General features: G+C 63.4%; 22 protein-coding genes. 8 read left to right on the top strand and 14 right to left on the bottom strand.

The window, feature by feature from the left end; translation table 11 throughout:
• Positions 1 to 169: 169 nt before the first annotated feature.
• On the bottom strand, positions 170 to 1,075 hold the full coding sequence (gene hslO / locus ACP691_RS14070) for an Hsp33 family molecular chaperone HslO (protein ID WP_426150636.1): 906 nt from the start codon (positions 1,073 to 1,075) through the stop codon (positions 170 to 172).
• A 108-nt stretch (positions 1,076 to 1,183) separates the two neighbouring features.
• Here hslO and ACP691_RS14065 point away from each other — a divergent pair, with 108 nt between their 5' ends.
• Positions 1,184 to 1,990, top strand: a complete 807-nt coding sequence (locus ACP691_RS14065; RefSeq protein WP_426150638.1) for a phosphatase PAP2 family protein — start codon at positions 1,184 to 1,186, stop codon at positions 1,988 to 1,990.
• Here the strand turns inward: ACP691_RS14065 and ACP691_RS14060 are convergent.
• Positions 1,987 to 2,388 (bottom strand): RNA-binding S4 domain-containing protein, encoded by a 402-nt coding sequence (locus ACP691_RS14060; RefSeq protein WP_040260219.1) that lies wholly within the window; start codon positions 2,386 to 2,388, stop codon positions 1,987 to 1,989. The two genes, ACP691_RS14065 and ACP691_RS14060, sit on opposite strands and share 4 nt — an antisense overlap.
• Positions 2,389 to 2,615: 227 nt before the next feature.
• On the opposite strand from ACP691_RS14060, the gene ACP691_RS14055 reads away from it, so the two are divergent.
• Positions 2,616 to 3,071 carry an ATP-dependent zinc protease family protein gene (locus ACP691_RS14055; protein ID WP_267904426.1) on the top strand — a complete coding sequence of 152 codons (456 nt, stop codon included), beginning with the start codon at positions 2,616 to 2,618 and terminating at the stop codon, positions 3,069 to 3,071.
• Entirely contained in the window at positions 3,068 to 3,973 is a 906-nt protein-coding gene (gene rimK, locus ACP691_RS14050) for a 30S ribosomal protein S6--L-glutamate ligase (protein ID WP_040260222.1), read from the top strand. The genes ACP691_RS14055 and rimK overlap by 4 nt, the downstream gene beginning before the upstream one ends.
• Before the next feature lie 17 nt (positions 3,974 to 3,990).
• Here rimK and ACP691_RS14045 read toward each other — a convergent pair whose 3' ends face one another.
• Positions 3,991 to 5,301: an ATP-binding protein gene (locus tag ACP691_RS14045; RefSeq protein ID WP_426150642.1), complete on the bottom strand. Its 1,311-nt coding sequence runs from the start codon at positions 5,299 to 5,301 to the stop codon at positions 3,991 to 3,993.
• 99 nt (positions 5,302 to 5,400) lie between these two features.
• A complete protein-coding gene (ompR, locus tag ACP691_RS14040) occupies positions 5,401 to 6,141 on the bottom strand; it encodes a two-component system response regulator OmpR (protein ID WP_040260226.1) in 741 nt (246 codons plus the stop codon).
• Between the two features lie 218 nt (positions 6,142 to 6,359).
• Here ompR and ACP691_RS14035 point away from each other — a divergent pair, with 218 nt between their 5' ends.
• Complete coding sequence (locus ACP691_RS14035) at positions 6,360 to 8,681, top strand: Tex family protein (RefSeq protein WP_426150645.1); 2,322 nt, start codon at positions 6,360 to 6,362, stop codon at positions 8,679 to 8,681.
• Between the two features lie 278 nt (positions 8,682 to 8,959).
• Positions 8,960 to 10,513 (top strand): glutamate--cysteine ligase, encoded by a 1,554-nt coding sequence (gene gshA / locus ACP691_RS14030; protein ID WP_426151111.1) that lies wholly within the window; start codon positions 8,960 to 8,962, stop codon positions 10,511 to 10,513.
• A 95-nt stretch (positions 10,514 to 10,608) separates the two neighbouring features.
• Here gshA and argA read toward each other — a convergent pair whose 3' ends face one another.
• Together argA and argE are read right to left on the bottom strand one after the other, a co-directional pair.
• Complete coding sequence (argA, locus tag ACP691_RS14025) at positions 10,609 to 11,907, bottom strand: amino-acid N-acetyltransferase (protein WP_040260230.1); 1,299 nt, start codon at positions 11,905 to 11,907, stop codon at positions 10,609 to 10,611.
• A 121-nt stretch (positions 11,908 to 12,028) separates the two neighbouring features.
• On the bottom strand, positions 12,029 to 13,183 hold the full coding sequence (argE, locus tag ACP691_RS14020; RefSeq protein WP_426150648.1) for an acetylornithine deacetylase: 1,155 nt from the start codon (positions 13,181 to 13,183) through the stop codon (positions 12,029 to 12,031).
• A 129-nt stretch (positions 13,184 to 13,312) separates the two neighbouring features.
• Here argE and ACP691_RS14015 point away from each other — a divergent pair, with 129 nt between their 5' ends.
• The 3 genes from ACP691_RS14015 to ACP691_RS14005 all read left to right on the top strand — a co-directional run bounded on the left by ACP691_RS14015 (position 13,313) and on the right by ACP691_RS14005 (position 16,942).
• Positions 13,313 to 14,677, top strand: a complete 1,365-nt coding sequence (locus ACP691_RS14015; protein WP_426150650.1) for an inorganic triphosphatase — start codon at positions 13,313 to 13,315, stop codon at positions 14,675 to 14,677.
• 107 nt (positions 14,678 to 14,784) lie between these two features.
• On the top strand, positions 14,785 to 16,548 hold the full coding sequence (locus tag ACP691_RS14010; RefSeq protein ID WP_426150652.1) for a GspE/PulE family protein: 1,764 nt from the start codon (positions 14,785 to 14,787) through the stop codon (positions 16,546 to 16,548).
• Positions 16,549 to 16,624: 76 nt separating this feature from the next.
• Positions 16,625 to 16,942, top strand: a complete 318-nt coding sequence (locus tag ACP691_RS14005) for a DUF2388 domain-containing protein (protein ID WP_040260235.1) — start codon at positions 16,625 to 16,627, stop codon at positions 16,940 to 16,942.
• 45 nt (positions 16,943 to 16,987) lie between these two features.
• Here ACP691_RS14005 and gcvH read toward each other — a convergent pair whose 3' ends face one another.
• From gcvH to ACP691_RS13965, 8 genes are all read right to left on the bottom strand, one after another.
• Positions 16,988 to 17,368 carry a glycine cleavage system protein GcvH gene (gcvH, locus tag ACP691_RS14000; RefSeq protein ID WP_040260236.1) on the bottom strand — a complete coding sequence of 127 codons (381 nt, stop codon included), beginning with the start codon at positions 17,366 to 17,368 and terminating at the stop codon, positions 16,988 to 16,990.
• A gap of 87 nt (positions 17,369 to 17,455) precedes the next feature.
• Entirely contained in the window at positions 17,456 to 18,535 is a 1,080-nt protein-coding gene (gcvT, locus tag ACP691_RS13995; protein ID WP_426150654.1) for a glycine cleavage system aminomethyltransferase GcvT, read from the bottom strand.
• A gap of 65 nt (positions 18,536 to 18,600) precedes the next feature.
• Positions 18,601 to 20,235, bottom strand: coding sequence for an ABC transporter permease (locus ACP691_RS13990; RefSeq protein WP_426151113.1), 1,635 nt, complete (start codon positions 20,233 to 20,235; stop codon positions 18,601 to 18,603).
• Positions 20,232 to 21,233: an extracellular solute-binding protein gene (locus ACP691_RS13985; RefSeq protein ID WP_426150657.1), complete on the bottom strand. Its 1,002-nt coding sequence runs from the start codon at positions 21,231 to 21,233 to the stop codon at positions 20,232 to 20,234. Before ACP691_RS13985 ends, ACP691_RS13990 begins: the two co-directional genes overlap by 4 nt.
• A gap of 87 nt (positions 21,234 to 21,320) precedes the next feature.
• On the bottom strand, positions 21,321 to 22,595 hold the full coding sequence (locus ACP691_RS13980) for a 2-octaprenyl-3-methyl-6-methoxy-1,4-benzoquinol hydroxylase (RefSeq protein ID WP_426150659.1): 1,275 nt from the start codon (positions 22,593 to 22,595) through the stop codon (positions 21,321 to 21,323).
• Entirely contained in the window at positions 22,592 to 23,815 is a 1,224-nt protein-coding gene (gene ubiH / locus ACP691_RS13975; RefSeq protein WP_426150661.1) for a 2-octaprenyl-6-methoxyphenyl hydroxylase, read from the bottom strand. Before ubiH ends, ACP691_RS13980 begins: the two co-directional genes overlap by 4 nt.
• Entirely contained in the window at positions 23,812 to 25,146 is a 1,335-nt protein-coding gene (gene pepP / locus ACP691_RS13970; protein ID WP_426150663.1) for a Xaa-Pro aminopeptidase, read from the bottom strand. Before pepP ends, ubiH begins: the two co-directional genes overlap by 4 nt.
• A gap of 17 nt (positions 25,147 to 25,163) precedes the next feature.
• Positions 25,164 to 25,718: a YecA family protein gene (locus ACP691_RS13965; protein WP_426150664.1), complete on the bottom strand. Its 555-nt coding sequence runs from the start codon at positions 25,716 to 25,718 to the stop codon at positions 25,164 to 25,166.
• Positions 25,719 to 25,747 lie beyond the last annotated feature (29 nt).

Raw genomic sequence — 25,747 nt, 5'->3', positions numbered from 1 at the left:
CCCGTCGGCGGTTAGCCGAGTGCTCCAAACGTTTGTAGTAGAAAACCGCACCCTACTACAGCTAAAAAGTGGCCGGATTATGCCTAGAACGGATGGAAAAGAGTAGCTCTCCCGGTCTAAAACGGCGCTATTCCGGCGCTCACAGCCCTATTTACACTGCTGAAACTGTTCAGTGACGACTATCTGACGCTGCATCGACCCCACCGCCAGCAAATAGTTGCTTGATATCCGCCACGTCGAACAAATATCGCTGGTTGCAGAATTGGCAGTCGATCTCTACCACGCCAGTGGCCTGCTCCTCCAGCAACGCCAGGGCGTCCTCTTCTCCCAGACTGATCAGTGCACGGCCAGAGCGCTCGCGCGAGCAAGAGCACTGGAAGGCAATCGGCTGGTGGTCGAACAGCCGCACCTCTTCTTCGTGATACAGGCGATGCAGCAGCGTTTCGTTGGCCAGGGTAAGCATTTCTTCGGTCTTGAGCGTATCCGCCAGAGTCACCAGATGCTGCCAATTGGCCGCCCGTTCCTCGGAATCACGAATCTTGTCCACTGGCAACTGCTGTAGCAGCATGCCACGCGCGCGTTGACCGTCAGCCTGCAGCCAGAAGCGGGTCCCCAGCTGTTGCGACAAGGCGAAGTAATTGGAGAAGCATGCGGCCAGGTCGTGGCCATCCAGGGCGACGATCCCCTGGTAGCGTTGCCCTTGCGTAGGGTCGATGGTCATTGCCAGGGTTCCATCCGGCATGAGCGCCTGCAGACCATCCTCTTCGCCGATGGAGGCTGCGTCATAACGGGCCAGGCCGCGCACGCCCAGCGTATTGGAGCATTCCACCATCAGCAGCGGCACCGGCCCGTCGGAGCGGGCCTGTAGTACCAGTATCCCTTCGAACTTGAGCGTACCGGCCAGCAGCGTCGCCGCCGCTATGAACTCACCCAGCAGCCTGGCCACCGGCGCGGGATAGGCATGGCGGGCCAGGACTTCGCCATAGCTATGTTGCACCACGACCATTTCGCCGCGCACATCGGCCTCGTCGAAGATGAAACGTTGAGTGAAATCAGTGTTCGGGAAATCGTCCATAGGTTCGGTTACCACAAAAAGATGACAAAATGTGTATCGACGGTTAACACGAACGCATCGATTGCGAAGCACCGACAGGTGCAGGGATATCGCGTGATAGAGGTCTATATGAACAAACCGGCTCTGTTCCGGACAAGCTGGAACCTGCCTGGACTTGCCTTGTGCAACCTGGTTGCGGTGGCATTGCTTTGCCTGTGGTTGTGGCCCACCGGGCACGCTGCCTTCGACGCATTCGACGAAGGGCTCTATGCCCTGCTCAATCACCCCTTGGCCACTCACACCGCATGGCGGTATGTGTGGACTATAGGCAGCCTGCGCCCATTCGATGCCGTTGTGGGCCTCATTCTACTGGTGCTGCTGATTCGCGGCGACTGGGTTTTCAAGGCAACCCAGGTGCGCCAGGCCTTCTGGGGCTTTATCGCCACGCTGTTGCTGTTGCTGGTGATCCGGGCGCTGTTTTCCAAATGGTGCGATACCATGGGCTGGCAGCATGACAGCCCAACCTTGGTACTGCCAGGCGCGGTGCATTTGAGCGACTGGTACCCTCACCTCGAAAAGGCTTGGGAGCTCAAGGATCAATCCAGCTCCAGCTTCCCGGGCGACCATGCCTCGGTGTTGCTGATCTGGGCGTTCTACATGAGTTTCTTCAGCTACCGTGCCAGCCAACGGGTAGTGATCTGGGGCCTTGCGCTGCTCTTCATGCTGCCGCGGCTGGTCGCTGGCGCGCATTGGGGCCAGGACGACTACATCGGCGGGATGATCATGGCCCTCCTCGCGCTGGGCTGGTCGTGCCACACCCCGCTCGCAGCGCATGCCAGCGCCTGGCTGGTCAAGGCCACCGCACCGCTGTTCGGCATGCTGGCAGAGGTACCAGGCTTGCGCCGCCTGAGCATCATTGGGCTACAACCGGCCTAATCAGCCCCGGTACGGAACTGGAAGAGCTGTCGGCGCTGCTTCTTGGTAGGCTTGCCATCGGAACTGACACCCAGCGCCCCGGCCTTGCGCATGGCCGCGGCCTGCTCGCGCCGGGCGATGCTTTGCTCGGTCTCGGCGTACAGTTGCTGGGCTTCAGGAGCGCCGCGCCGGACATCCGATAGCGCCTTGACCACCACCGTGCGCTCGTCGAAGCCGGTTCGGACTTGATACTCATCGCCTATGCGCGGTTCCTTGCCAGGCTTGCACCGTTCGCCCCGGCAATGCACCTTGCCACTTTCGATCGCTGCCTTGGCCAAGGCTCGGGTCTTGAAGAACCGCGCCGCCCATAGCCACTTATCCAAACGAACCTTGTCATCGTGCTCAGCTTGCTGTGCCACTACCTGACCTCATTTCGAAACATCCATTCACTCTACTACCCTCGTGGCCGGATGCAACGCAGGCTGGCTTTGTTTACAGTGCGCCAAACGGCTACGCCCGACGGCGCAATCAGCGAGTCGGCGCGGTCTATGCATAGACGAGCCCCTATCCGGGCTTGCCTGGGCGGGCGTGTTCAGTGCGTTTATTTCGGGCGATACCCTTGAAAACTTTCGACCACCTTACCGTGATTGGCCTACGTGAATGGATCGCCCTACCCGAACTCGGCGTGGCCGGCCTGCGCGCCAAGATCGACACCGGCGCCAGTACTTCCAGCCTTCATGCCACCGAAATCGAACCCTTCGAGCGCGATGGTCAACGCTGGGTGCGCTTCAATGCCCATCTGGGCTCGGTGGTCCAGCTACGCCATCGGCGCTGCGAAGCGCCATTGGTGGCGATAAAAACGATAAAAAGCTCCAACGGAGTCGCGCAAACCCGCTACGTCATTCGCACGTTGCTGGCCTTGGGTGATCATGTATGGCCGGTGGAGTTCACCCTCGCCTGTCGCAAAGCCATGCGTTATCGCCTGTTGCTGGGCTCGAAGGCGCTGGTGGCCGGCCAACTCGTGGTCAACCCGGGCGCTGCCTATGTTCAGGACAAGCCGGTGTCCCCGGCCTCCCTCTCCACTGCCTCAGGTGCTCAATGAAGATCGCTGTGCTTTCGCGCAACCCGCGCCTGTATTCCACCCGACGGCTGGTTGAAGCCGGTATCGAGCGCGGCCACGAAATGGTGGTGGTCGATACGCTCAGGGCCTACATGAACATTGCCAGCCACAAGCCACAGATCCACTATCGCGGCAAGCCGCTGGAAGGCTTCGATGCTGTCATTCCACGCATCGGCGCTTCGGTGACCTTCTACGGCTGCGCCGTGCTGCGCCAGTTCGAAATGATGGGCGTCTTCCCGCTCAACGAGTCCGTGGCCATTGCCCGCTCCCGGGACAAACTGCGCTCGCTGCAGCTGTTGTCACGCAAGGGTGTGGGGCTGCCGGTCACCGGCTTCGCCCATTCGCCGGACGACATCCCGGACCTCATCCGTATGGTCAATGGGGCTCCGCTGGTCATCAAGGTACTGGAGGGTACCCAGGGCATAGGCGTTGTTCTATGCGAAACCACCAAGGCGGCCGAATCGGTGATCGAAGCCTTCATGGGTTTGAAACAGAACATCATGGTGCAGGAGTACATCCAGGAAGCCGGCGGCGCGGATATTCGCTGCTTCGTAGTGGGCGACCGAGTGATTGCCTCCATGAAGCGGCAGGCCAAGCCTGGGGAGTTTCGCTCCAACCTTCATCGTGGCGGCAGCGCCAGCCTGATCAAGATCACCCCGGAAGAACGCATGACGGCCATCCGGGCGGCCAGAGTCATGGGCCTGAGTGTCGCTGGCGTGGACATCCTGCGCTCCAACCACGGCCCGCTGGTCATGGAGGTCAACTCCTCGCCCGGGCTGGAAGGCATCGAGACCACCACGGGCAAGAACGTCGCGGCCATGATCATCGAGCATCTGGAAAAGAACAGCGGACCTAATCTGACCCGGACCCGGGGCAAGGGCTGAAGCCCTCGCATGCAAGGTCAGACCGCGTCCCGGGGAAGCATGAGGTTCAATGGCAAGCGAACCCGTGCTTCCAGCCCACCCCCGGCGCGGTTGCGCAACTCCACATTGCCGCCGTGCATCGAAGCGATGCGCTTGACGATGGCCAATCCCAAACCGGTTCCCTTGCTCTGCGCTCGCCCGCCACGGGTGAACGGATTGAAGATGCCTTCGAATTCCTGAGGGTCTATGCCCTCGCCACGGTCCAGGACGCTGAGTACCACATAGGGCGCGCTCGAGTCGCCGGAAACGAAGGCTGCGACCTCCACCCCGGTACCGGCATGGTACAGGGCATTGGCGATCAGGTTGTTGAGCAGGCGCTTGATGGATACTCGTCGCAGCGGAAACGGCGGGATGGGCTCCAGGCACAGCCGTATCCTGACCTCTGGCTGATTGAACGCGGCCACCACCTCCTGCACCAGGGCACCGAGGTCCGTTTCTTCCATGTTTTCATCACTGCCATCGCGAATGAAGGCCAGGAACTGGTCCAGGATGGCGTCCATGTCCTCGATATCCCGGACCATTTCCTCGGCGAACTCATTGTCGCTGCTCATCAGCTCCACGGAGAGTCGCAAACGGGTCAGGGGAGTGCGCAGGTCATGGGAAACGCCGGCCAGCATCAACTCCCGCTCGCGAGTGGCCTGCTCGACGTCCTCGGCCATCTGGTTGAAAGCGCTGTACACCTCGGTCATCTCGCTGGGCGTGTCGCTGATCGGCAAGCGAACGCTGCGCCCCTGGCCAAGCTGGCGGGCGGCGAACACCAGATGCTTGAGGGGCTGGTTGAGCTGACGGACGAAGATCCAGGCCGATGCGGTGGACAACAGACCGATGGCCAGGAACCACCCCAGCACGCTCCAGATTTTCTGCCCGCGCAGGGGGTGTGGGTACAGCGGCACCTTCAGCCAATCCGGCCCGATGCTTGGCGCCCGCACCCATAAGGCGGGCGGCGCATGTACCCGTAGGCGAACCTCGGTATCCTCGCCCAGCTCGGCCTGCATCTGACGCTGATAGATCTCACTGTAAGGCCAATGCTGCTCGCCCTCGGGCACCGCATCGCCGGCCACCCTGAGCAACCCCGCCGCATTGGCGATCCGCTCCTGGTTCTGTTCATCGGCCGCCCAGTAGGCTCTGAGGGTCAGGGCCACGCCGTGACTGTACTGGCGATCCACGAGAACATCTTCGTTCATCAACAGATAAACAAGCGTCAGCGCCTTGGAAAACAACACCACGGCCAGCACCAGCCACAGCGTGCGAGCGAAGAAGCTCTGGGGGAACCATACCGGTGCTTTCATGAGTGCCAGCCTACCTTGGTGCCACGAGCCGAGCCACCCAGTACCGCGAAAAAAGGCAGGCGCTGCCTGTGGCATCGCCTGTCCACTGTCTTGAACCTGTCACTTGCCGGAATTGCCATCCGGAACGAAAACGTAGCCGACGCCCCAGACCGTCTGAATGTAGCGAGGCTTGGTCGTATCCGGCTCGATCATCCGGCGCAGCCGGGAAATCTGTACATCGATGGAGCGCTCCTGGGCGTCCCACTCGCGCCCACGGGCGAGACTCATGAGCTTGTCTCGCGTCAAAGGCTCGCGGGCATGGGTTACCAGCGCCTTGAGTACCGCGAACTCGCCTGTTGTCAGCATGTGGACTTCATCGCCACGGGTAAGCTCGCGAGTGGCCAGGGAAAGCTGGTAATCCCCGAATGTCACCACTTCGTCGTTCACGCCCGGAGCACCCGGAACAGGAGTGGACTGTCGGCGAAGCACGGCCTTGACCCGGGCAACGAGTTCGTCGGGATTGAAAGGCTTGGCCAGGTAATCGTCGGCGCCCAGCTCGAGGCCCTTGATTCGGCTCAACTCGTCGCCCTTGGCGGTGAGCATGATGATAGGGACCTGATTATTGGCGCTGCGTAGCCGACGGCAGGCCGACAGCCCGTCTTCACCAGGTAGCATCAGGTCCAGCACGACCAGGTTGAACACTTCGCGGCTAAGGAGGCGATCCATCTGCTCGGCGTTGGGTACGGCGCGTGCGCGATAGCCCTTGGTGGTGAAGAAGCGCTCCAGCAGGCTGCTCAGTTTGGGGTCGTCGTCCACGATGAGGATTTTTTCCCCTTCGTTGGTTTGGGCGGTGCTGCTCATGGGAACTCCTTTGCTATCGGCGCGCATTATGGCGCAGCCGCCGTTGGACGTGCTTGAGGCATTGTTAGCAGATTTTTCCCGGCCCAGGGGGAAATGTGCCGACACGGCCCCTGGCCACGCCTGGCTGGTTATAATGCGACGCTTTTACCGTCGGCAAGTGCCGGCTGGTTCGTTCTCCGCCCGCGTGGGCGCCGGCATCACAGCATTCAGGTGGTTTTATGGAAAGCATCAACAGCCGCATCGCCGAAGAACTGGGCGTGCGCCCGCAACAGGTCGAAGCCGCCGTGGCCTTGCTCGACGAAGGCTCCACTGTGCCCTTCATCGCCCGTTACCGTAAGGAAGTGACCGGCAGCCTCGACGACACCCAGCTGCGCCACCTGGAAGAACGTCTGCGTTACCTGCGGGAATTGGACGAACGCCGCGCCAGCATCCTGGCAAGCATCGAGGAGCAGGGCAAACTGACCCCTGAGCTGGCGCGTGACATTCGCCAGGCCGACACCAAGACCCGCCTCGAAGACCTCTATCTTCCCTACAAGCAGAAACGCCGCACAAAAGGGCAGATCGCCCTGGAGGCCGGCCTCGGCGAGCTGGCCGACGCGCTGCTGGGCGACCCCATGCTGGCCCCCGAGGCCGAGGCCGCCCGCTTCGTCGATGCCGAGAAAGGCTACCCGGACAACCGCGCCGTGCTCGAAGGCGCCAAGTACATCCTGATGGAGCGTTTCGCCGAAGATGCCGCCCTGCTGGGCAAGGTCCGCCAGTTCCTCGGCGAGCAGGCTACCCTGGCGGCGCGCATCGTGCCGGGCAAGGAAGAGGAAGGTGCCAAGTTCCGCGACTATTTCGAGCACGACGAACCCCTCAAGGCCGCGCCCTCCCATCGCGCCCTGGCCATCTTCCGCGGGCGCAACGAGGGCATCCTCAGCGTATCGCTGAAAGTGGGCGAGGAGCTTCCGGGTACCCTGCACCCCTGTGAACTGATGGTGGCCGAACACTTCGGCCTGAAGAACCAGAACCGTCCGGCGGACAAATGGCTTGGCGAGGTAGTGCGCTGGACCTGGAAGGTCAAGCTGTACACCTCCCTGGAAAACGACCTGCTCGGTGAGTTGCGCGAGAAGGCCGAGGCCGAGGCCATCAATGTCTTCGCCCATAACCTGCACGACCTGCTGCTCGCCGCCCCGGCAGGCCCCCGTGCCACTCTCGGGCTGGACCCGGGCCTGCGTACCGGCTGCAAGGTGGCGGTAGTGGACGCCACGGGCAAGCTGCTGGATACCGCCACGGTGTATCCGCACGCCCCCAGGAACCAATGGGACCAGACCCTTGCCGTGCTCGGCGCCCTCTGTGCCCGCCACCAGGTAGACCTGATCGCCATCGGCAACGGCACCGCCAGCCGTGAAACGGACAAGCTGGCCGCCGACCTGATCAAGCAGTACCCGGGCCTGAAGCTGACCAAGGTCATGGTGTCCGAGGCTGGAGCTTCGGTGTACTCGGCGTCCGAACTGGCCGCGCGGGAATTCCCCGATCTGGACGTTTCCCTGCGTGGCGCGGTGTCCATCGCCCGTCGCCTGCAGGATCCGCTGGCCGAGCTGGTGAAGATCGACCCCAAATCCATCGGGGTCGGCCAGTACCAGCATGATGTCTCCCAGGTGAAGCTCGCCCGCGGCCTGGATGCGGTGGTCGAGGACTGCGTGAACGCTGTCGGGGTGGATGTGAACACGGCCTCGGTCGCCCTGCTGTCACGCATCTCCGGCCTGAACGCTACCCTGGCCCAGAACATCGTGGCTCATCGTGACGCCAATGGCGCGTTCCGCAGCCGCGCCGAACTCAAGAAGGTCAGCCGGCTGGGTGAGAAAACCTTCGAGCAGGCGGCCGGCTTCCTGCGGGTCATGAGTGGAGACAACCCTCTGGACGCCTCGGCGGTACACCCGGAAGCCTACCCGCTGGTGCAGCGGATCGCCGCGCAGACCGATCGCGACATCCGTTCGCTGATCGGCGACAGCGCCTTCCTGCGCCGCCTGGATCCGGCCCGCTATACCGACGAGACCTTCGGCCTGCCGACGGTCACTGACATCCTCAAGGAACTGGACAAGCCTGGCCGCGACCCTCGGCCAGAGTTCAAGACTGCAGCCTTCCAGGAGGGCGTCGAGGACCTGAAGGACCTGCAACCGGGCATGGTGCTCGAGGGTGTGGTCACCAACGTCACCAACTTCGGCGCCTTCGTGGATATCGGCGTGCACCAGGACGGGCTGGTTCATATCTCGGCACTTTCCGAGAAATTCGTGAAGGATCCCCGTGAAGCGGTCAAGGCCGGCGACGTCGTGAAGGTCAAGGTGATGGAAGTCGATATCCCGCGCAAGCGCATCGGCCTGTCCATGCGCATGAGTGATACGCCAGGTGAGAAGGTCGATGGTCCGCGGGCTGGCAACCGCTCCGGCAGCAACCGTTCGTCAGGCGCGCCCAAGGTTCGGGAAAACGCCGCGGCCGCGCCGAGTGCCGGTGCAATGGCCAACCTCTTCGCCAATGCGAAACAGCTGAAGAAGCGCTGAAGGGTCCCACGGCGCCTCCCGGCCCTGGGAGGCGCCCAAGCCCGGCCAGCGTTTGTGCCTGATCGACCATCGGCCTTTCTATAGCTCAGCCGAGCGAACTGGGGTAAGTTCGGCAAGCATGAGGCAATGCCGAATGGCAACCCGACGCGGCCGTGGCGAAGCGGCCTTATCGATCGGGCGCCGCTTCGACCTTGCAGAACGTCACGACCATCCCCATATCGGGGCGATCGACGCGTAAGGACATCAACTTGAGCGAACTTCTAAACCGGCGCCTGCACATGCTGGGCGAGCCTGCCAACCTGCCCCTGCTCAAGCAGTGCCTGCATGGGATCGAGCGAGAATGCCTGCGTGTGACCCAGGACGGCCGGCTGGCGCAAACGCCGCATCCGGAGGCACTCGGCTCGGCGCTGACCAACGAGCAGATCACCACGGACTATTCCGAAGCATTGCTCGAATTCATCACGCCCGCGCTGGCCGACCCCGCCCAGACCCTGGAAAGTCTCGACAGCATCCATCGTTTTGCCTATACGGCCCTTGGCGATGAGCTGCTATGGGGCCCTTCGATGCCCTGCCCCCTGCCTGCCGAAGAAGACATCCCGATCGCCTGGTACGGCACCTCGAATATCGGCCAGCTCAAGCATGTCTATCGCAAGGGCCTGGCGGTACGTTATGGCCGAACCATGCAATGCATCGCCGGTATTCACTACAACTTTTCCCTGCCCGAAGCGCTTTGGCCTCTGCTGCGCGCCCAGGAAGGTGTCGAGGGAAGCGATCGGGATTTCCAATCCGCGGCCTACATCGGGATGATCCGCAACTTCCGCCGCTACAGCTGGCTGTTGATGTATCTGTTCGGCGCATCCCCAGCCCTGGATAGCGGCTTCCTGCGGGGCCGTTCCCACCGCCTGGAAACCCTCGGGCCCAACACGCTCTACCTGCCCTATGCCACCAGCCTGCGAATGAGTGACCTGGGCTACCAGAACAATGCCCAGGCTGGCCTCACGCCCTGCTACAACGATCTGCAGAGTTACACCGAAAGCCTGCGCCAGGCGGTAGCCACGCCTTATCCGCCCTATGTGGAGATCGGCACCCACAAGGACGGGGAGTGGGTGCAGCTCAACACCAACGTGTTGCAGATCGAAAACGAGTACTACTCCAGCATCCGGCCCAAGCGTGTCACCTATACCGGCGAGCGGCCCATCCAGGCGCTCGTCGCCCGCGGCGTTCAGTATGTGGAAGTCCGTTGCCTGGACATCAACCCCTTCCTGCCCACCGGGATCGACCTGCCACAAACGAGGTTCCTGGACGCATTCCTGCTGTATTGCGCCCTGGAAAGCAGCCCCATGCTCGACCGGCAAACCTGCGGCGACTGCACGGACAACTTCCTCAAGGTGGTCAAGGAGGGACGCCGACCTGGCTTGGAACTGCAACGCGATGGCGCGGCGATCAGCCTCAGCCAATGGGCTGAGGAGTTGCTCACGACCATTGCCCCCCTGGCCGACCTGCTCGATCGCAGCCAGGGCATGGATGAGCACGCCAAGGCCCTCACCGCCCAGCGGGCCAAGGTCCAGGATCCGTCCCTGACCCCTTCAGCCCAGGTACTGGCGCGGATGACGGCCAACCAGGAAAGCTTCACGGAATTTTCCTTGCGCCTGTCCCAGGCCCATGCCGACTATTTCCGCTCATTTACCCTTTCCAGCGAGGCGCGCGCGGCCTTCGAAGCCCAGGCGCAAGCGTCGCTGGCACAGCAGCGAGACCTGGAAGGCCAGGAAGTGGGCGAGTTCGACCTGTTCGTGGCTGCCTACCAGGCCAGCATTCTCGGAATCAGCCAGTGATCTGAGTGGCGTGCGAACAGCCGCGCGCGGGCCAGCATGGCCCGGCGCGGCGACTAAGGCGTTGGAACCGTCGGACGCAGTGACCGTGTGGGCAACTATAGGGTTTTCTCGAAAATCTTCGAGTTGCGCTGGTAGTTGTAGAGAGACGCTCGCGCCGCCGGCAGGCGCTCTACCCCACTCGGGCTGAAGCCGCGCTCCCTGAACCAGTGAGCCGTACGGGTAGTGAGCACGAAGAGCGTTTTCAAGCCTTGCTGCCGAGCCCTGGCCTCGATGCGTTCGAGCAACTCGTCCCCGCGCCCGCCGTGGCGGTATTCGGGATTCACGGCCAGGCAGGCAAGCTCCCCCGCCTCGGAGTCGGCGATGGGATAGAGCGCGGCGCAGGCGATGATCATTCCTTCACGCTCCACCACGCTGAACTGTTCGATTTCCCGTTCCAACACCTCGCGGGAGCGGCGCACCAGGATGCCCTGCTCTTCCAGCGGACTGATAAGTTCGATCAAGCCGCCGACATCCTCGATGTTTGCCTCGCGAATCTGTTCGAACTGTTCCTGGGCCACCAGGGTGCCTCCGCCGTTACGGGTGAATAGCTCCGTGAGCAATGCGCCGTTTTCGGCATAGCTGACGATATGGCTGCGCGCAACCCCGCCCCGGCATGCCTCGGCGGCGGCATCGAGGAGCTCGGCCTGGTAGTCGCTGCCCAGCCGCTCAAGATGGGTCGGCACCTGCTGCGGACGCAGCTCGCGCACCAGTTGCCCCCTGGCGTCGAGCAGCCCGGGCGCGGCGCCGAACAACAACAGTTTGTCGGCCGCCAGATCGATGGCCGCGCGGGTCGCTACGTCTTCGCAGGCGATATTGAAGATCTCGCCGGTGGGCGAGTATCCCAAGGGAGAAAGCAGCACGATGGTGCGTTCGTCCAGCAGGCGATTGATGCCCTTGCGGTCGATCCGGCGCACCTCACCGGTATGGTGATAGTCCACGCCTTCGACCACGCCGATCGGCCGGGCCGTGACCAGATTGCCGCTGGCCACGCGCAAGCGCGCGCCCTGCATGGGTGAAGAGGCCATGTCCATGGAAAGCCGTGCCTCGATTGCCACGCGCAATGCCCCCACCGCATCGATGACGCACTCCAGGGTAGGGCCGTCGGTGATACGCAGGCCATGGTGATAGTGAGGCGTCAGGCCCCTCGCGGCGAGGCGGGTTTCAATCTGTGGACGGGAGCCGTGCACCAGCACCAGGCGCACCCCCAGGCTGTGCAACAACACCAGGTCGTGAACGATATTGCCGAAGTTGGGATGTTCAACGCCGTCGCCTGGCAGCATGACGACAAAGGTACAGTCCCGGTGAGCATTGATGTAAGGCGAAGCGTGGCGAAGCCAATTGACGTATTCGGGCATTGAGCGGCCTGTCGAAAAAGGAAACGGAAGATGGGCGCGGAAGGGGGACGGTTATCGTCGTAACTGGCCTGGCAACACGCGCGTCTCTCCTTTTTCAATGGGTTTGCCGGTTTCCCGGCGCTCAAGCCTGAGGCGGTCTCAGGCAGTAATGTTCTACAAGCGTTTGCAACAGACGCAGCGTAGGGGCCAAACGTGACATTTCCAGGAATTCGCCTGGCTGGTGCGCGCAAGCGATGTCTCCAGGGCCCAATACGATGGTCTGGCAGCCCAACTGCTGAAGATAAGGCGCCTCGGTACCGAATGCCACTGCTTCGGCCCGGTGCCCGGTGAGTTTTTCCGCCACCCTGACCAGCTCGCTGTCCGCAGGCTCTTCGAAGGGCGGTACTTCGGAAAACAAGGGCTGGTAATCGATGCGCACCTGGTGACGCTCAGCCAAGGGCCGCAGTCTTTCTCGGATCGCCTCGCGCAACGCGTCAGGGTCCATGCCCGGCAAGGGCCGAAGGTCGAACTCAAGTGAACACTGGCCACAGATCCGGTTAGGGTTGTCACCGCCATGAATGCACCCCAGGTTCAGGGTCGGCTGGGGTACCCCGAACTGAGCGTTCTGGTATCGGCCCTGCCAGTCCCGGCGCAGGCTCATCAATTCCCCCATCACCGCGTGCATGGCCTCCAGTGCGCTGTGGCCCAAGCTAGGGTCTGAAGAATGGCCGCTGCGGCCCAGGACATCGATACGCTCCATCATCACGCCCTTGTGCAGGCGGATGGGCCGCAACCCGGTGGGCTCCCCGATGACCGCGGCACGGCCTAGCGGCGCGCCTTGCTCGACCAGCGCCTTGGCCCCGGCCATGGAGCTTTCCTCGTCACAAGTGGCCAGTATCATCAAGGGCTGGCGGAAGGGTTGGCTCAGCAAGGGCCGCACGGCCTCGATGATCAGCGCGAAGAAACCTTTCATGTCACAACTGCCCAGGCCGATCCAGCGGCCGTCCACTTCGGTGAGCCTGAGCGGGTCAGTGTTCCAGAGCTTTTCGTCATAGGGCACCGTGTCGCTATGGCCAGCAAGCACCAGCCCGCCCGGGCCACTGCCAAAGGTGGCCAACAGGTTGAACTTGCCCGTCGACACCTGACGGATATCACAGGCGAAGCCCAGGTCGGTGAGCCAATTGGCCAGCAGATGAATGACCTCGCTATTGCTTTGGTCCAGCGCGGCCTGGGTGCAACTGACCGATGGCGCGGCGATCAATGCCGCGAAGCGGTCCTTGAGGGTAGGAAACGGCATCTGGGCTCCTCGAAGGCGTAAGGGTGGAGGCCGCTGGCGCAACCTTGGGGCGCTGCCCACACGACTGCTGTACACTGCCCGGCTTTTCGCGTCTACGCTACGCCTTGTCAGCGTTCGGATATACCCGCCATGCATAAAGAAACCGAAATCAAACTGCGCGTCAGCCGTGAAACCCTGGCTGCATTGCGCGAACACCCTTTGCTGAAGAAGCGCAACAAGAGCGGTTGGTCTCGTCATGAGCTGACCAACCAGTACTTCGACACCCCTGAGCGAGACCTGGCCCAGGCACGGGTGGCGCTGCGCCTGCGCCGGGATGGCGATGCCATTATCCAGACCCTGAAGACCCGAGGCCAAAGCGTCGCGGGCCTGTCCGAGCGCAACGAATTCGACTGGCCGCTGAGCAAGGTGAAGCTGGACCTGAAAAAGCTGGACGACAGCTGCTGGCCAGCCGCCTTGGCCGAGCTGGACAAGAAGACCATCAAGCCACTGTTCACCACGGATTTCATCCGTGAAAAAGCCGAGATCGCCTGGGGCCGCGGCAAGGCAAGGGTAGTGCTGGAAGCCGCCCTGGACCTGGGTGCCGTGACCGCTGGCAAGCTGTCCGAGGAAATCTGCGAGCTGGAACTGGAATTGCGCGAAGGCGAACCCGCGGGCTTGCTGGAGCTGGCCTGTGAACTGGCCGCTACCCTGCCACTGATGCCCTGTGACATCAGCAAGGCCGAGCGCGGCTATCGCCTGCTCGACGCGGGTAGCTATACCCTTTCCGTGCCCGCGCCGGTGATCGATCCCGAGCAGCCGCTGGATGACGCCTTCACGGCCATCGCCTGGTACCTGCTGGGCAGCAGTCAGCGCCTGGCCGAGCAATACCGGCATACCGGCCAATGGCGCCTGCTCCAGGAGTGGGTACGGCAACTGGTGGAGCTGCGCGCCCTGTTGGGCAGCCTGGGCCAGGCCGCGCCTCGCCCCACCACTCACGGCCTGCGCGCGACCCTGGATGCTTTGCTTGAGGACTGGCGCGCGTTGGTAGACGCTGGCCAGGACGACGAAGACGTCCGCGCCGCCGCGCCCGAGCAGTTCGCGGAGGAATTGACCGACCCCCGGTGGGGCCATTTCTCCTTGAGCTTCTCGCGCTGGCTGCTGGAGCGCGCCTGGACCGTCGAGCGCTCCAAGCGGGGCGAGCGGCAGGGCCAGGCCATGCTGGGTAACTGGTTGGCCCACTTCCTCAAGGAAGAAACCCAGGCCTTGAAGCTCGAGCGCTACGAACAGCAACCCGAAGACCTGGCCGAGCAACTGCCGCGCCTGGAGCGGGTTCAGGTGTGGCTGCACCACGCTCGCCATTTGCTGGAGGTGGAAGAAGCAGACCGGCTGTACGGCGAGCTTAACAAGCTGCACGACCTGGCCAGCTTGCCGGTGAGTGACGAACAACTGCAGCCCCGGGCAGACCAGGCCGCGGTAGTCAGCCGGACCCGGGCGTGGAAGGCGCTGTCTCGCTGAAAGCAGTGACACCCACGCTAACAGTTGCGGACAGCTAGCGGCCAGGCATTGAGATAGCATTTCCTCCGTTGGGCAAGGATGCCCACTTGTGCATAAGGATGTGCCACATGCCAACGCTCAACTCAACGGGCGACAGCCCTCTGGATCTGCCCACATTGGTCGAGGCGCTACTGCGCCAGGAACGAATCGACCAACGAGCCGCCGAACTCGCCCTGAAGGGCTCTGAAGCCAACGCTTCCTTGCATCCCCTGGAGCGCCTCGCCGCGCTTCGCCTCGAGGACCTCCGCGCCCCAGGCTGCCATTGGAGCCTCGACGCGCTCTGCGCATGGCTTGCCGCTGAAGTGGGCCTGCCCTATTTCAGACTCGACCCGCTCAAGCTCGACCGCCAACTGGTCACCTCCACCATGTCCGCGGCCTTCGCCCGGCACTATCAGATCCTGGCCATTGCCAGCGATGCACAGAGCCTCACCATCGCCTGCGCCCAGCCCGGGATACGTGAATGGGAAGCGGACCTGGCTCAGGTATCACGCAAGGCCATACGCCGGGTGCTGGTGAACCCCGCGCAATTGCGGCGCCTGATCGACGACTCCTTCCAGTTGGCCCAATCCGTTCGCGGCGCCAATGACATTCAGTGCCTGGCCTACACCGATGACGAAAACTGCGTGGCCCCTGCTGCCGTGGAGGATAACGCCGCCAGCTACGAGGCGCCGGTGATCAAGATCGTCGACTGGCTATTGCGTTATGCCTTCGAGCAGGGCGCCAGCGATATCCATATCGAGCCCAGGCGAGCTCAGGGCGACATCCGTTTGCGTGTCGATGGCATGTTGCGCGATGCCTACCAGTTGCCCGTGCCCGTCACCCTGGCCGTGATCGGGCGACTCAAATCCTTGGCACGCATGGATGTAGCGGAAAAGCGCAAGCCGCAGGACGGTCGGTTGAAAACCCGAGCGCCTGGTGGCGCCACCGTGGAGCTGCGCCTGGCCACCTTGCCAACGGCCCTGGGCGAGAAACTGGTGATGCGTCTATTCGACCCGGCCGTGCTGGCTCGTGGCCTGTCGTCGCTAGGCCTGGAGCCTGAGGACCTGCTTCGCTGGCAGGCCCTGTTGGCAAGGCCCAATGGCATCATTCTGGTAACAGGCCCGACGGGCTCAGGTAAAACCACCACCCTCTACGCCAGCCTTCATCACTTGGCCGATCGTGCGGTCAACCTTTGTACCATCGAAGATCCCATCGAAATGGTGGAACCTGCCTTCAACCAGATGCAGGTACGCCCTAGTATCGGCCTGGGTTTCGCCGAGGGGGTACGGGCCTTGCTCCGCCAGGACCCGGACATCATCATGATCGGCGAGATCCGCGATGGCGAAACCGCGGCCATGGCTGTCCAGGCAGCGCTCACCGGTCACCTGGTGCTCTCGACCCTGCATACCAATGATGCCTGCGGCGCCATCACTCGCCTGCTGGAACTGGGCGTGGCCAGCTACCTGATTCGCGCGACCTTGCTGGGTGTCATGGCCCAGCGACTGCTGCGCGTCCTTTGCCCTCACTGCAAAGTGCAGCGGACCATACCCTCAACGGACTGGCAAAGCCTCGCCGGCGAGGCACCTCCACCGAAGCACGCGGCGACATACGATGCACAGGGCTGTGACCTCTGTGGCGGCTGTGGCTACCATGGACGGGCTGGCATCTATGAATTGCTCGTCATGGACGAACAGCTGGCCAGCTGTGTGAGTTCGACACCGGACATCACCCAGATACGGCGGCTGGCCACCAGGGCTGGAATGAAGCCGTTGAGCCTGGCGGCGTCACGCCTGGTCGCCAAGGGAGATACCAGCCTGGACGAAGCGATGCGCGTAGCCCTGGCCGCGCCCTGATGTATCACTGCTGGGAACTCGCCCCCCGGAAAGCCCATCAAAGCCAGTGCATAACTACCTTTCGGAGTACGCTGTCATGCGCCTCAAACTCGCTGTAGCCACCCTTGCGCTGGCTTCGTTGCACCTGACCCCGGCCTCGGCGGATACCTTCTGGCGCAATGTGCTGTCATCGGGCGCCACCACCGGATCTACCTACCTGACATCTCGCGACCATAAGCTGGTGGTCGCTACCCAGGATGACGCAGGCAGTTTCGTCGCAAGCAATGGCGCCATCCGTGGCCCTTACCTGGAGGCAGCGATCGCCGAGATCCGCTCCAAGAATCCGGGCATGCAGGCATCGGACATGGACCTGGCAAACGCCATCCTGTCCAAGAACGCCATTGCGGAGCAGTAAGTGCAATGTCCTTGCGTCAGCCCAGGCTGACGCAAGGGCAGCGTTTCATTCGCCGATGGCGTTGCGATAGCCGTCAGCGTCCAAGAGCTTGTCCAGCTCGGCCTTGTCGCTTGGCTTGATCTTGAAGAACCAGGCGCCATAAGGTTCGCCATTCACGGATTCAGGCGAATCGCCAAGGCTCTCGTTGACCTCGACTATCTCGCCGCTGACAGGCGCATAGATATCCGAAGCGGCTTTCACCGACTCTACTACCGCTACCTGATCGCCGGCCGCGACCTGCTTGCCTACCTCGGGCAGCTCTACGAACACCACATCGCCCAAGGCCTCCTGAGCGTGGTCAGAGATCCCGACTGTCACGGTGTCATCTTCCAGACGCGCCCATTCGTGGCTTTCGGCGTAGCGGAGGTCAGCGGGTATATTGCTCATGGATAATCCTCAAAAGGTCGGCGCAATGCCACGGTTGGCGTTGGGTTCCTGGGCACCGGCTCGGTGTGCTGGGCCTCGATACAAACCCTAGATCAAAATCTTGCCGTGTCGCACGAAGGTGGGGTTAACCACTCGCACAGGGTACCACTTGCCACGGATTTCAACTTCGGCGCGGTCTGGCGTCTGGCGCGGCACCCTGGCCAGCGCGATGGATTTGCCCAACGTAGGCGAGAAGCTTCCACTGGTGATTTCGCCTTCGAGATCATGAACCCGGACCACCTGGTGTGCGCGAAGCACACCGCGTTCTTCGAGCACCAGGCCCACCAGGCGGGCTGCCAGGCCGGCCGCGCGCTCTGCTTCCAGGGCCGCGCGCCCGATAAAGTCACGCTCCACCGGTTCCAGGGCGACGGTACCACCCATATTGGACACCCAGGGCGAGTGGGCTTCGTCCAGCTCGTGCCCGTAGAGGTTCAAGCCGGCCTCGAGCCGCAGGGTGTCCCGGGCACCGAGGCCTATGGGCGAAATGCCGGCGCCGATCAGTTCGTTGAAAAGTTCGCCAACCTGATGTGCCGGAAGAATGATTTCCACGCCATCCTCACCGGTATAGCCCGTGCAGGCAACGAACCACTGCCCATCCTGGGCGACACCGAAGGGTTTCAGATGCTCGAGCTGACCGGCCAGCGAACCACCGACCACACGCGCTACCGCTTCGCGTGCCTTGGGCCCTTGCACCGCAAGAATGGCAAGGGAGTCCCGCTCGCTGACCTCTACCGCCTGGCCTTCGGCCTGGCTACGTAGCCAGGCAAGGTCTTTATCTCGAGTCGCCGCGTTGACGACCAGCCGGTAACCTTCTTCGAGACGGTAGACGATAAGGTCATCGATCACGCCGCCGGAGGGATTGAGCATAGCGCTGTACAACGCGCGTACCCTGCCCTTGAGGCGGTCGACATCATTGGCCAGGATACGACGCAACCAACCATGGGCATCCCGCCCGACCACATCGATGACCGCCATATGGGACACATCGAACACGCCACAGGCCTGGCGCACCTCATGATGCTCATCGACCTGCGAACCGTAATGCAGCGGCATTTCCCAGCCGCTAAAGTCGACCATCTTCGCGCCGAGCGCCAAGTGCTGGTCATACAGCGGCGTGCGCAATCCCATGGGGTTCTCCTTCCCGGGGCTCCGATTGGCCCGCATTGTAGCCGCAAGCGGGTGGCCTGGCATCCTCAGTCGAGCGGTATCCCAGGAACACGGGCCGACCGCCGGATCAGCAGTACCACTGGCAGCAGGCCCACCGCTACCAGCGAAAGGGCGGGCAGTGAAGCACGAGCCCACTCCCCCTCGCTGGTCATCTCGAAAACCCTTACCGCCAGCGTGTCCCAACCGAAAGGGCGCAGCAACAAGGTAGCCGGCATCTCCTTGATGACGTCGACGAACACCAGCAAGGCCGCGCTTGACAGGGCAGGAGCCAACAGGGGCAAGTGGACGCGCCAGTACAATCGGGCTCCGCCGACACCCAGCCCGCGGGCGGCCTCTGGCAGGGCCGGCCGCAGGCGATCGAGCGCTGCGTCCAGCGGCCCATGGGCCGCTGTAAGAAAGCGCGCCAGGCAGGCCAGCAACAGCCCGGCCAGGCTGCCCAGCAACATAGGCTCTCCCGCCCCGCCGAACCAACGCGCCAGGGGAACGATCCAGGCAGAATCCAGATAACTGAAGGCCAGCATGATGGCTACTGCCAGCACGGATCCGGGAATGGCATAGCCAAGATTGGCCAGGTTCACGCCCACGCGCACGGCCGGATGAGGCGCGCGCCGCTTGGCCAACGCCAGCGACATGGCAGCCGTGACCGCCAGCGTCGCCACCACCCCGGCCAAGTACAGACTATGGCCGACCAGGGCAAGGTAACGCTCGTCCAGGTCGAACCGGCCTCGCCGCCAGCACCAGAGCACCAGTTGCATGAGTGGAATCGCAAAGGCCATGGCGAAAACCGTCAGGCATGCTCCACTCGCCGCCCAGGCGCGAATACCCCGCAACTTGTATAGGGCAATGCGAGGGCGTTCCTGGCTGGCGCCGATCTTGCCACGGCTGTAGCGCTCCACCCCTACCCCGAGCAATACCATCAGCAATAACAGGCTGGCCAATTGCGCCGCGCTGGCAAGGCTGAAAAAGCCATACCACGTCTTGTAGATAAGCGTGGTGAAGGTATCGTAGTTGAACACGGATACGGCGCCGAAATCCGCCAGGGTTTCCATCAGCGCCAACGCCACTCCGGCGGCGATGGCGGGGCGGGCCACCGGCAACGCTATGCGCCAGAAAGCGCGCCATGGCGTGCATCCCAGCAGGCGGGCTGCCTCGACGAAGCCACTCCCTTGGGTCAGAAAGGCCGAACGGGCCAGCAGGTAGACATAAGGGTAGAGCACCAATACCAGCACCACTATGACGCCGCCTGTAGAGCGCACCGGAGGGAACCGTAAGCCTGGGCCAAACCATTCTCGCAAAGTGCTTTGCACCGGGCCGGCGAAGTCGAACATACCGACGAAGACGAAGGCCAGCACATAAGCGGGCACGGCGAAGGGCAACATCAAGGCCCAATCCAGCCAACGGCGGCCTGGAAAGTCGCATGCACTGGTCAGCCAGCCCAGGCCAACCCCCAACAGCGTAACCCCACAGCCTACCCCGGCGGCCAGCATGGCAGTATTGAACAGCACCCGCGCCAGTTGCGTATCCCAGAGATGCGCCCAGATCTCGGTGTCGACGCTTTTCCAGGAGGCTGCCAATACGCCGATCGGCACCAGCACCAGGGCGGCAAGCGCCGCCGTGACCAAGTACCAGTACCAGCGATTGGGCACCCAGGGCCGGCTCAGCGCCAACCTGCCCTGTCCATGAGACGGATGGCCTCGGCCTGACGCCTGCCGGCTACTTCTACGGGGACAGTATCGGCCTTGAAGGCGCCCCAGCTTGCCACTTCAGTGGAAGGTGGCACTGCCGGGTTGGCGGGAAACTCCTGATTCACCTCGGCGAAGATGGCCTGGGCCTTGGGGCCTGTCAGCCATTCCATCAAGGCTTTGGCAGCCTGGGGGTGGGGTGCGTGACGGGTTAGCCCGATGCCGGACAGGTTCACATGCACGCCGCGATCCTGCTGGTTGGGCCAGAACAGGCGAATCGGCAATTCGGGCTGCTCTCGATGCAGGCGCCCATAGTAGTAACTGTTGACCAGGCCAAGGTCGCACTGGCCGGCGGCGATCGCCTGCAGTACCGAGAGGTCGTCGGAGAAGACGTCCGTGGAAAGATTGTTCACCCATCCCTGGACAATGGCTTCGGTTCGCTCTGGCCCTTGCGCCTCGATCAACGACGCCACCAGGGACTGGTTGTATACCTTCTTGGCCGTGCGCAGGCAGAGGCGCCCTTCCCACTGGGGCTCGGCCACCGCCTCGTAAGTGCTCAGCTCTTCAGGCCGGACCCGGTCAGTGGCATAGGCCAGGGTGCGCGCGCGCAGGCTCAGGCCAGTCCAGGCGTGGCTGGCGGCTCGGTACTGGGATGGAATGTTGGCGTCTATCACCGCGGAGGTGAATGGCTGCAGGATACCCATCTGTTCCGCCTGCCAAAGGTTGCCCGCATCGACCGTGAGCAGAAGATCGGCAGGTGTGTTGGCGCCCTCGGCCTTGATCCGTTGCATCAGCGGGGCTTCCTTGTCGGTGATGAAGCGAATCGGGACACCGGTTTCGGCGGTGTAGGCATCGAACACGGGCTTGATCAGCTCGTCGATCCGCGAGGAATAGACGACCACGCCTTCATTGGCCTGGGCCGTGGCGCCAATCATCGCCAACAGCAACCCGGCGATGGTGCGAACAAGAAGCGGCATGACAGGGCTTCCCTAGGAAAAACCCGGATGTTAGCGATTCGCGTTTTCGGCCACAAAGCCTGGTGGAGGTACTCTAGTTACCAGATATTACTCCGCTAAGGCATCGCCCCGCGCCAATGCAGGGAGATCCCCCGCCAGGCCGAGCGCCTGGCGCACGAAGAGAGCTTTCGCATCCGCCAGGCCATCGACCCAGGACAGGCCCGCATTGCGCAACCAGCGCAACGGCAACGGATCGGCCTGGAACAGCCGCTCGAACCCTTCCATGGCGGCCATCAGGGCAAGGTTGTGCGGCATCCGTCGTCGCTCATAGCGGCTGAGCACCCGCACATCCGCCAGACGCTCGCCGCGCCTGTGGGCTTGCAGCAGCTCTTCGGCAAGGACCGCGGCGTCCAGCAGCCCCAGATTCACCCCTTGCCCCGCTAGAGGATGGATGGTGTGCGCGGCATCGCCGATCAGCGCCAGGCCTGGCTCCACGTAACGCCGGGCATGACGCTGGCGCAGCGGAATGCACAGGCGGGTATCGGCGCCGAGCACCCGGCCCAGGCGGTATTCGAAGCGAGCGCCCAATGCAGCGCAGAAACCGGGGGTATCCAGGGCCATCAACCGCCGGGCTTCGTCCGGCGTGGTCGACCAGACAATGGAAGACCAATGCTCGCCGTTGCTGGCCTGTAGGGGCAGGAACGCCAGCGGTCCGTCGTCGCCGAAGCGTTGCCAGGCGGTGCGCCGGTGACTTTGCTCGGTCTGTACGCTGGTGACGATGGCGTGGTGCAGGTAATCCCATTCCCGGGTCGCGCAGCCCGCCAGCTGGCGGATGGCCGAGTTGGCGCCGTCGGCGGCTACTACAAGGCTGGCGCGTATCCGTGAACCGTCGGCCAGGCTCAGCAAGCGATCATCCCGGGAGTGGCGCATTCCTTCGACGCGCAACCCGGCAAGCAGCACGATGTCCCGTTGGAGCAAGCGCTCGATCAGGGCGTCCTGCACGACCGAGTTTTCGACGATATGTCCGAGTACATGGGCATGGACGTTGGCGGCACTGAAGTGCACCGCCCCCGTGCCGCTACCGTCCCAGACCCGCATGTCCGTGTAGGGGCTGGCGCGCCGCGCCACAATGCCCGGCCATGCGCCCAGCCGCTCCAGCATGCGTTGGCTGGCCGTCGAGAGGGCGCTGACCCTGGGTTCGAAGGGCGCTTTCGGTAGGAAGGGTCGGGGTGACAGGTCGCCGCCGTCGATCAGGATGACCTTCAACCCGCTGTCAGCCAGAGCCAGGGCCAGGGTACTACCGACCATGCCGGCGCCAACGATGGCGATATCGGCAACGCTCTCCGGGTGGCCATGGGCCGATGCCGCTTGCCGCGTGCTCATTCGAAAACCTCCGGTGCCCTGCCGGTGCCCAGCCCCATGGCCTGCCGCGCGAACCATTGGCGCGCCGGCGCAAGCAGATCGAGCCCGAGCAGCCCTGCATTGCGGCCCTGGGCAATCAGCCGACCTGGTTGTGAAAAGAGCCGCGTCACCTGGTCGGAAAAGCCAAGGGTCAAGCGCTGGTCCCGCGCCTGGGCAGTGACATACGCCTGCAAGGTGGCCAGATCTCCCAGCGGGGCGACGCTACCCTGAAGCGCGAGCGTCAAGGCATGGACGTCCCGCAGAGAAAGGTTGAAACCTTGCCCGGCAATGGGATGCAGGCTGTGCGCGGCATTGCCCAGCACTACCAAGTGACGGCGGACCTGCTCCTGGGCCTGGGACAGTGCCAGCGGATACAGGCTGCGCGCGCCCACCTGGACCAGGCGGCCCAGGCGATAGCCGAACGCCTGCTGCAGTTGGCCGAGGAACTCCTTTTCGGACAGACTCTGCAAGCGCCGCGCATCGGCAGGCTTGCGAGTCCACACAAGGGCGCAGCGATTGTCCATCAGCGGTAGCAACGCCAAGGGCCCATCATCCGTAAAGCGTTCGAAGGCCTGGCCACCGTGGGGCTGATCGAAGCTGACATTGGCGATCAGCGCGGCCTGGTCGTAGGTCCGTACCCTGACCTCGATGCCCAGTTGGTCGCGCAGCCCGGATCGGCCGCCATCGGCCAGCACCGCCAAGGTGCAATCCAGCTGGGTATCATCGGCCAGTTTCAGATGATAGCCATGAGGCTCAGCCCCCATGGCCACCACTTCGGCAGGGCAACGCCAGCTCACCAGATCAGGATCAAGCGCCGCCCAGAGGCACTGGCCCAGCCAGGCGTTTTCCACGACGTAGCCTAGAGCCGGCAACCCTTGCTCCGTGGCATCGAGACGGGTTGCCCCCAAGCGCCCGCGGTCGGAAACATGGATGTGGCGGATCGGCTCGGCGCGTTGGGCAATGGCGCTCCATACCCCAAGCTGTTCGTAGATCATGCGGGTGCCGTAGGCCAAGGCTGAACTGCGCGCGTCATAGCTGGGCTGGTAGCCGTCACCGGGCGCGAAGGGTTCGACCAGCACGATGCTCCAATCCCGCTCCCGTGCCAAGGGTTGCAGCGCCAGGGCCAGGCTGGCGCCGACCAGCCCTCCGCCAATGATGGCCACATCGAAGCGACCACTGCCTGCCCGCGCCGGCCGACTCATGCCCGGGCCTCGCGAGCGGCGGCCATCAGGGCTTCGATTTCGTCGATAGCCTTGGGCACCGCGCCGGTGAGGATCTCGCAGCCATGCCGGGTAACGACTACGTCATCCTCGATGCGCACGCCGATGCCCCGCCATTTCTTTGCAACCTGCTCATTCTGGGGGGAGATATAGATGCCCGGCTCTACCGTAAGCGCCATGCCCGGTTCGAGTACCCGCCATTCGCCACCGACCTTGTATTCACCTACGTCATGCACATCCAGGCCCAACCAATGGCCGGCCCGGTGCATGTAGAAGGCCCGGTGCGCCTCTTGGGCGATGAGTTCGTCCACTTCACCCTGCAGCAGGCCCAGGCGCACCAGACCTTCGGTGATCACCCGTACCGTCGCTTCATGGGCCTGGTTCCAATGCTTGCCCGGGGCGATCTGGGCAAAGGCCGCTTCCTGGGCCTGGAGCACGATCTCATAGATCGCCCGCTGCTCGGCCGAGAACACACCGCTGACCGGAAAGGTACGGGTGATATCACTGGCGTAGCAGTCGAGTTCGCAACCGGCATCGATCAGTACGAGATCTCCGTCGCGCAAGGGGGCGTTGTTTTCCTGGTAATGGAGGATGCAGCCGTTGCGGCCGGCCGCGACTATGGAGCCATAGGCGGCCAGGCGCGCGCCACCGCGACGAAACTCGTAGTCCAGTTCGGCTTCCAGGCTGTATTCATGTAGCCCGGGGCGGGCGGCCTGCATGGCACGCAGATGGGCGCGGGCTGAGATGGCGGCTGCCTCGCGCATCACCTTCACTTCCGCCGCGGACTTGTACAGCCGCATGTCGTGCAGCAAGTGGTCAAGGGCCACGAATTCCTTGGGTGGCTGGGCGCCCAGGCCGGCCTTGGCGCGAATCTGGTTCACCCATTCCATGAGGCGCCGGTCGAACTCCGGGTGGGTGCCCATCACGGTGTAAACGCGGTCCCGGCCTTCGATAAGGCCCGGCAGGATGTCGTCGATATCCGCGATAGGGAAGGCATCATCCGCGCCATAGTCTCGTATCGCCCCCTCCTGGCCGGCGCGCAGGCCGTCCCACAGCTCTCGCAGAGGATCCCGTTCCCGGCAGAACAACACGTAGGCGCCATGCTCGCGCCCTGGAATAAGGGCGATCACCGCCTCGGGTTCACCGAAGCCACTCAAGTACTGGAAATCGCTGTCTTGCCGATAGGCATGCTCCACGTCCCGGTTGCGCACGGTTACCGCCGCCGCGGGCAGGATGGCGATGCTGTTAGGCACCATTTGCGCCATCAGGGCCTTGCGCCGCCGGGCGTACTCGGACTTGGGAATCTGGACCATGCGGCGCGGCTCCCGGGTCAGTGCAAGGAGGGCTTGGGCGCGGGAGCGGCTGGCTTGGCCAGCTCCGAATACAGCAGCAATGGCGCGACGCGAAGGTATTCCATGACTTCCATGTAGTCGCTTTCTCCGTCTTCGGACTCTTCGAGGGCGTCCTGGACCTGGGCGATGGCGGACAGGTCCTGCAGCACTTCCCGGGCCTCGGCACTCAAGGGCGCAGCCCCGGCGGCCAGACCGAAGCCGGTCAGGAAGCCCTGGCACCAATGGCCAAGGGCGGCCGCGCGCTCGGCCAGGGGCAGTTCGTCGCCCGGCAGAAGCAGCACTACAGTCATGTCATCGCCGGTCAGTTCGGCCTTGACCATTTCCTGCAGGCCGAGCAATGCCTGACGGACATTGCCCTCAGCAGGCGCGCCAAGCACTTCCACGGCGTCATCGAGCCACGGCTCGGCGTCGAAGCCGGCGCCAGCGCAGCTACGTCCGAGCAGCAGGCCTTGCAGCTCGGCGGGAGTGACGGGATAGCCATTGCTGGCGAGCAGCGTGGCGAAAGCGGAATACGGAGAGCTGGTGTTAGGCATGGGCAGCTAGGCGCCAGGCGGCGCAATGT

Source organism: Pseudomonas sp. DC3200b2, assembly GCF_049895785.1.
In the GTDB taxonomy this organism is placed as follows: Bacteria; Pseudomonadota; Gammaproteobacteria; order Pseudomonadales; family Pseudomonadaceae; genus Aquipseudomonas; species Aquipseudomonas massiliensis.
The sequence above is the reverse complement of the archived record's forward strand: the minus strand, read 5'-3'. Positions and strand labels throughout refer to the sequence as shown.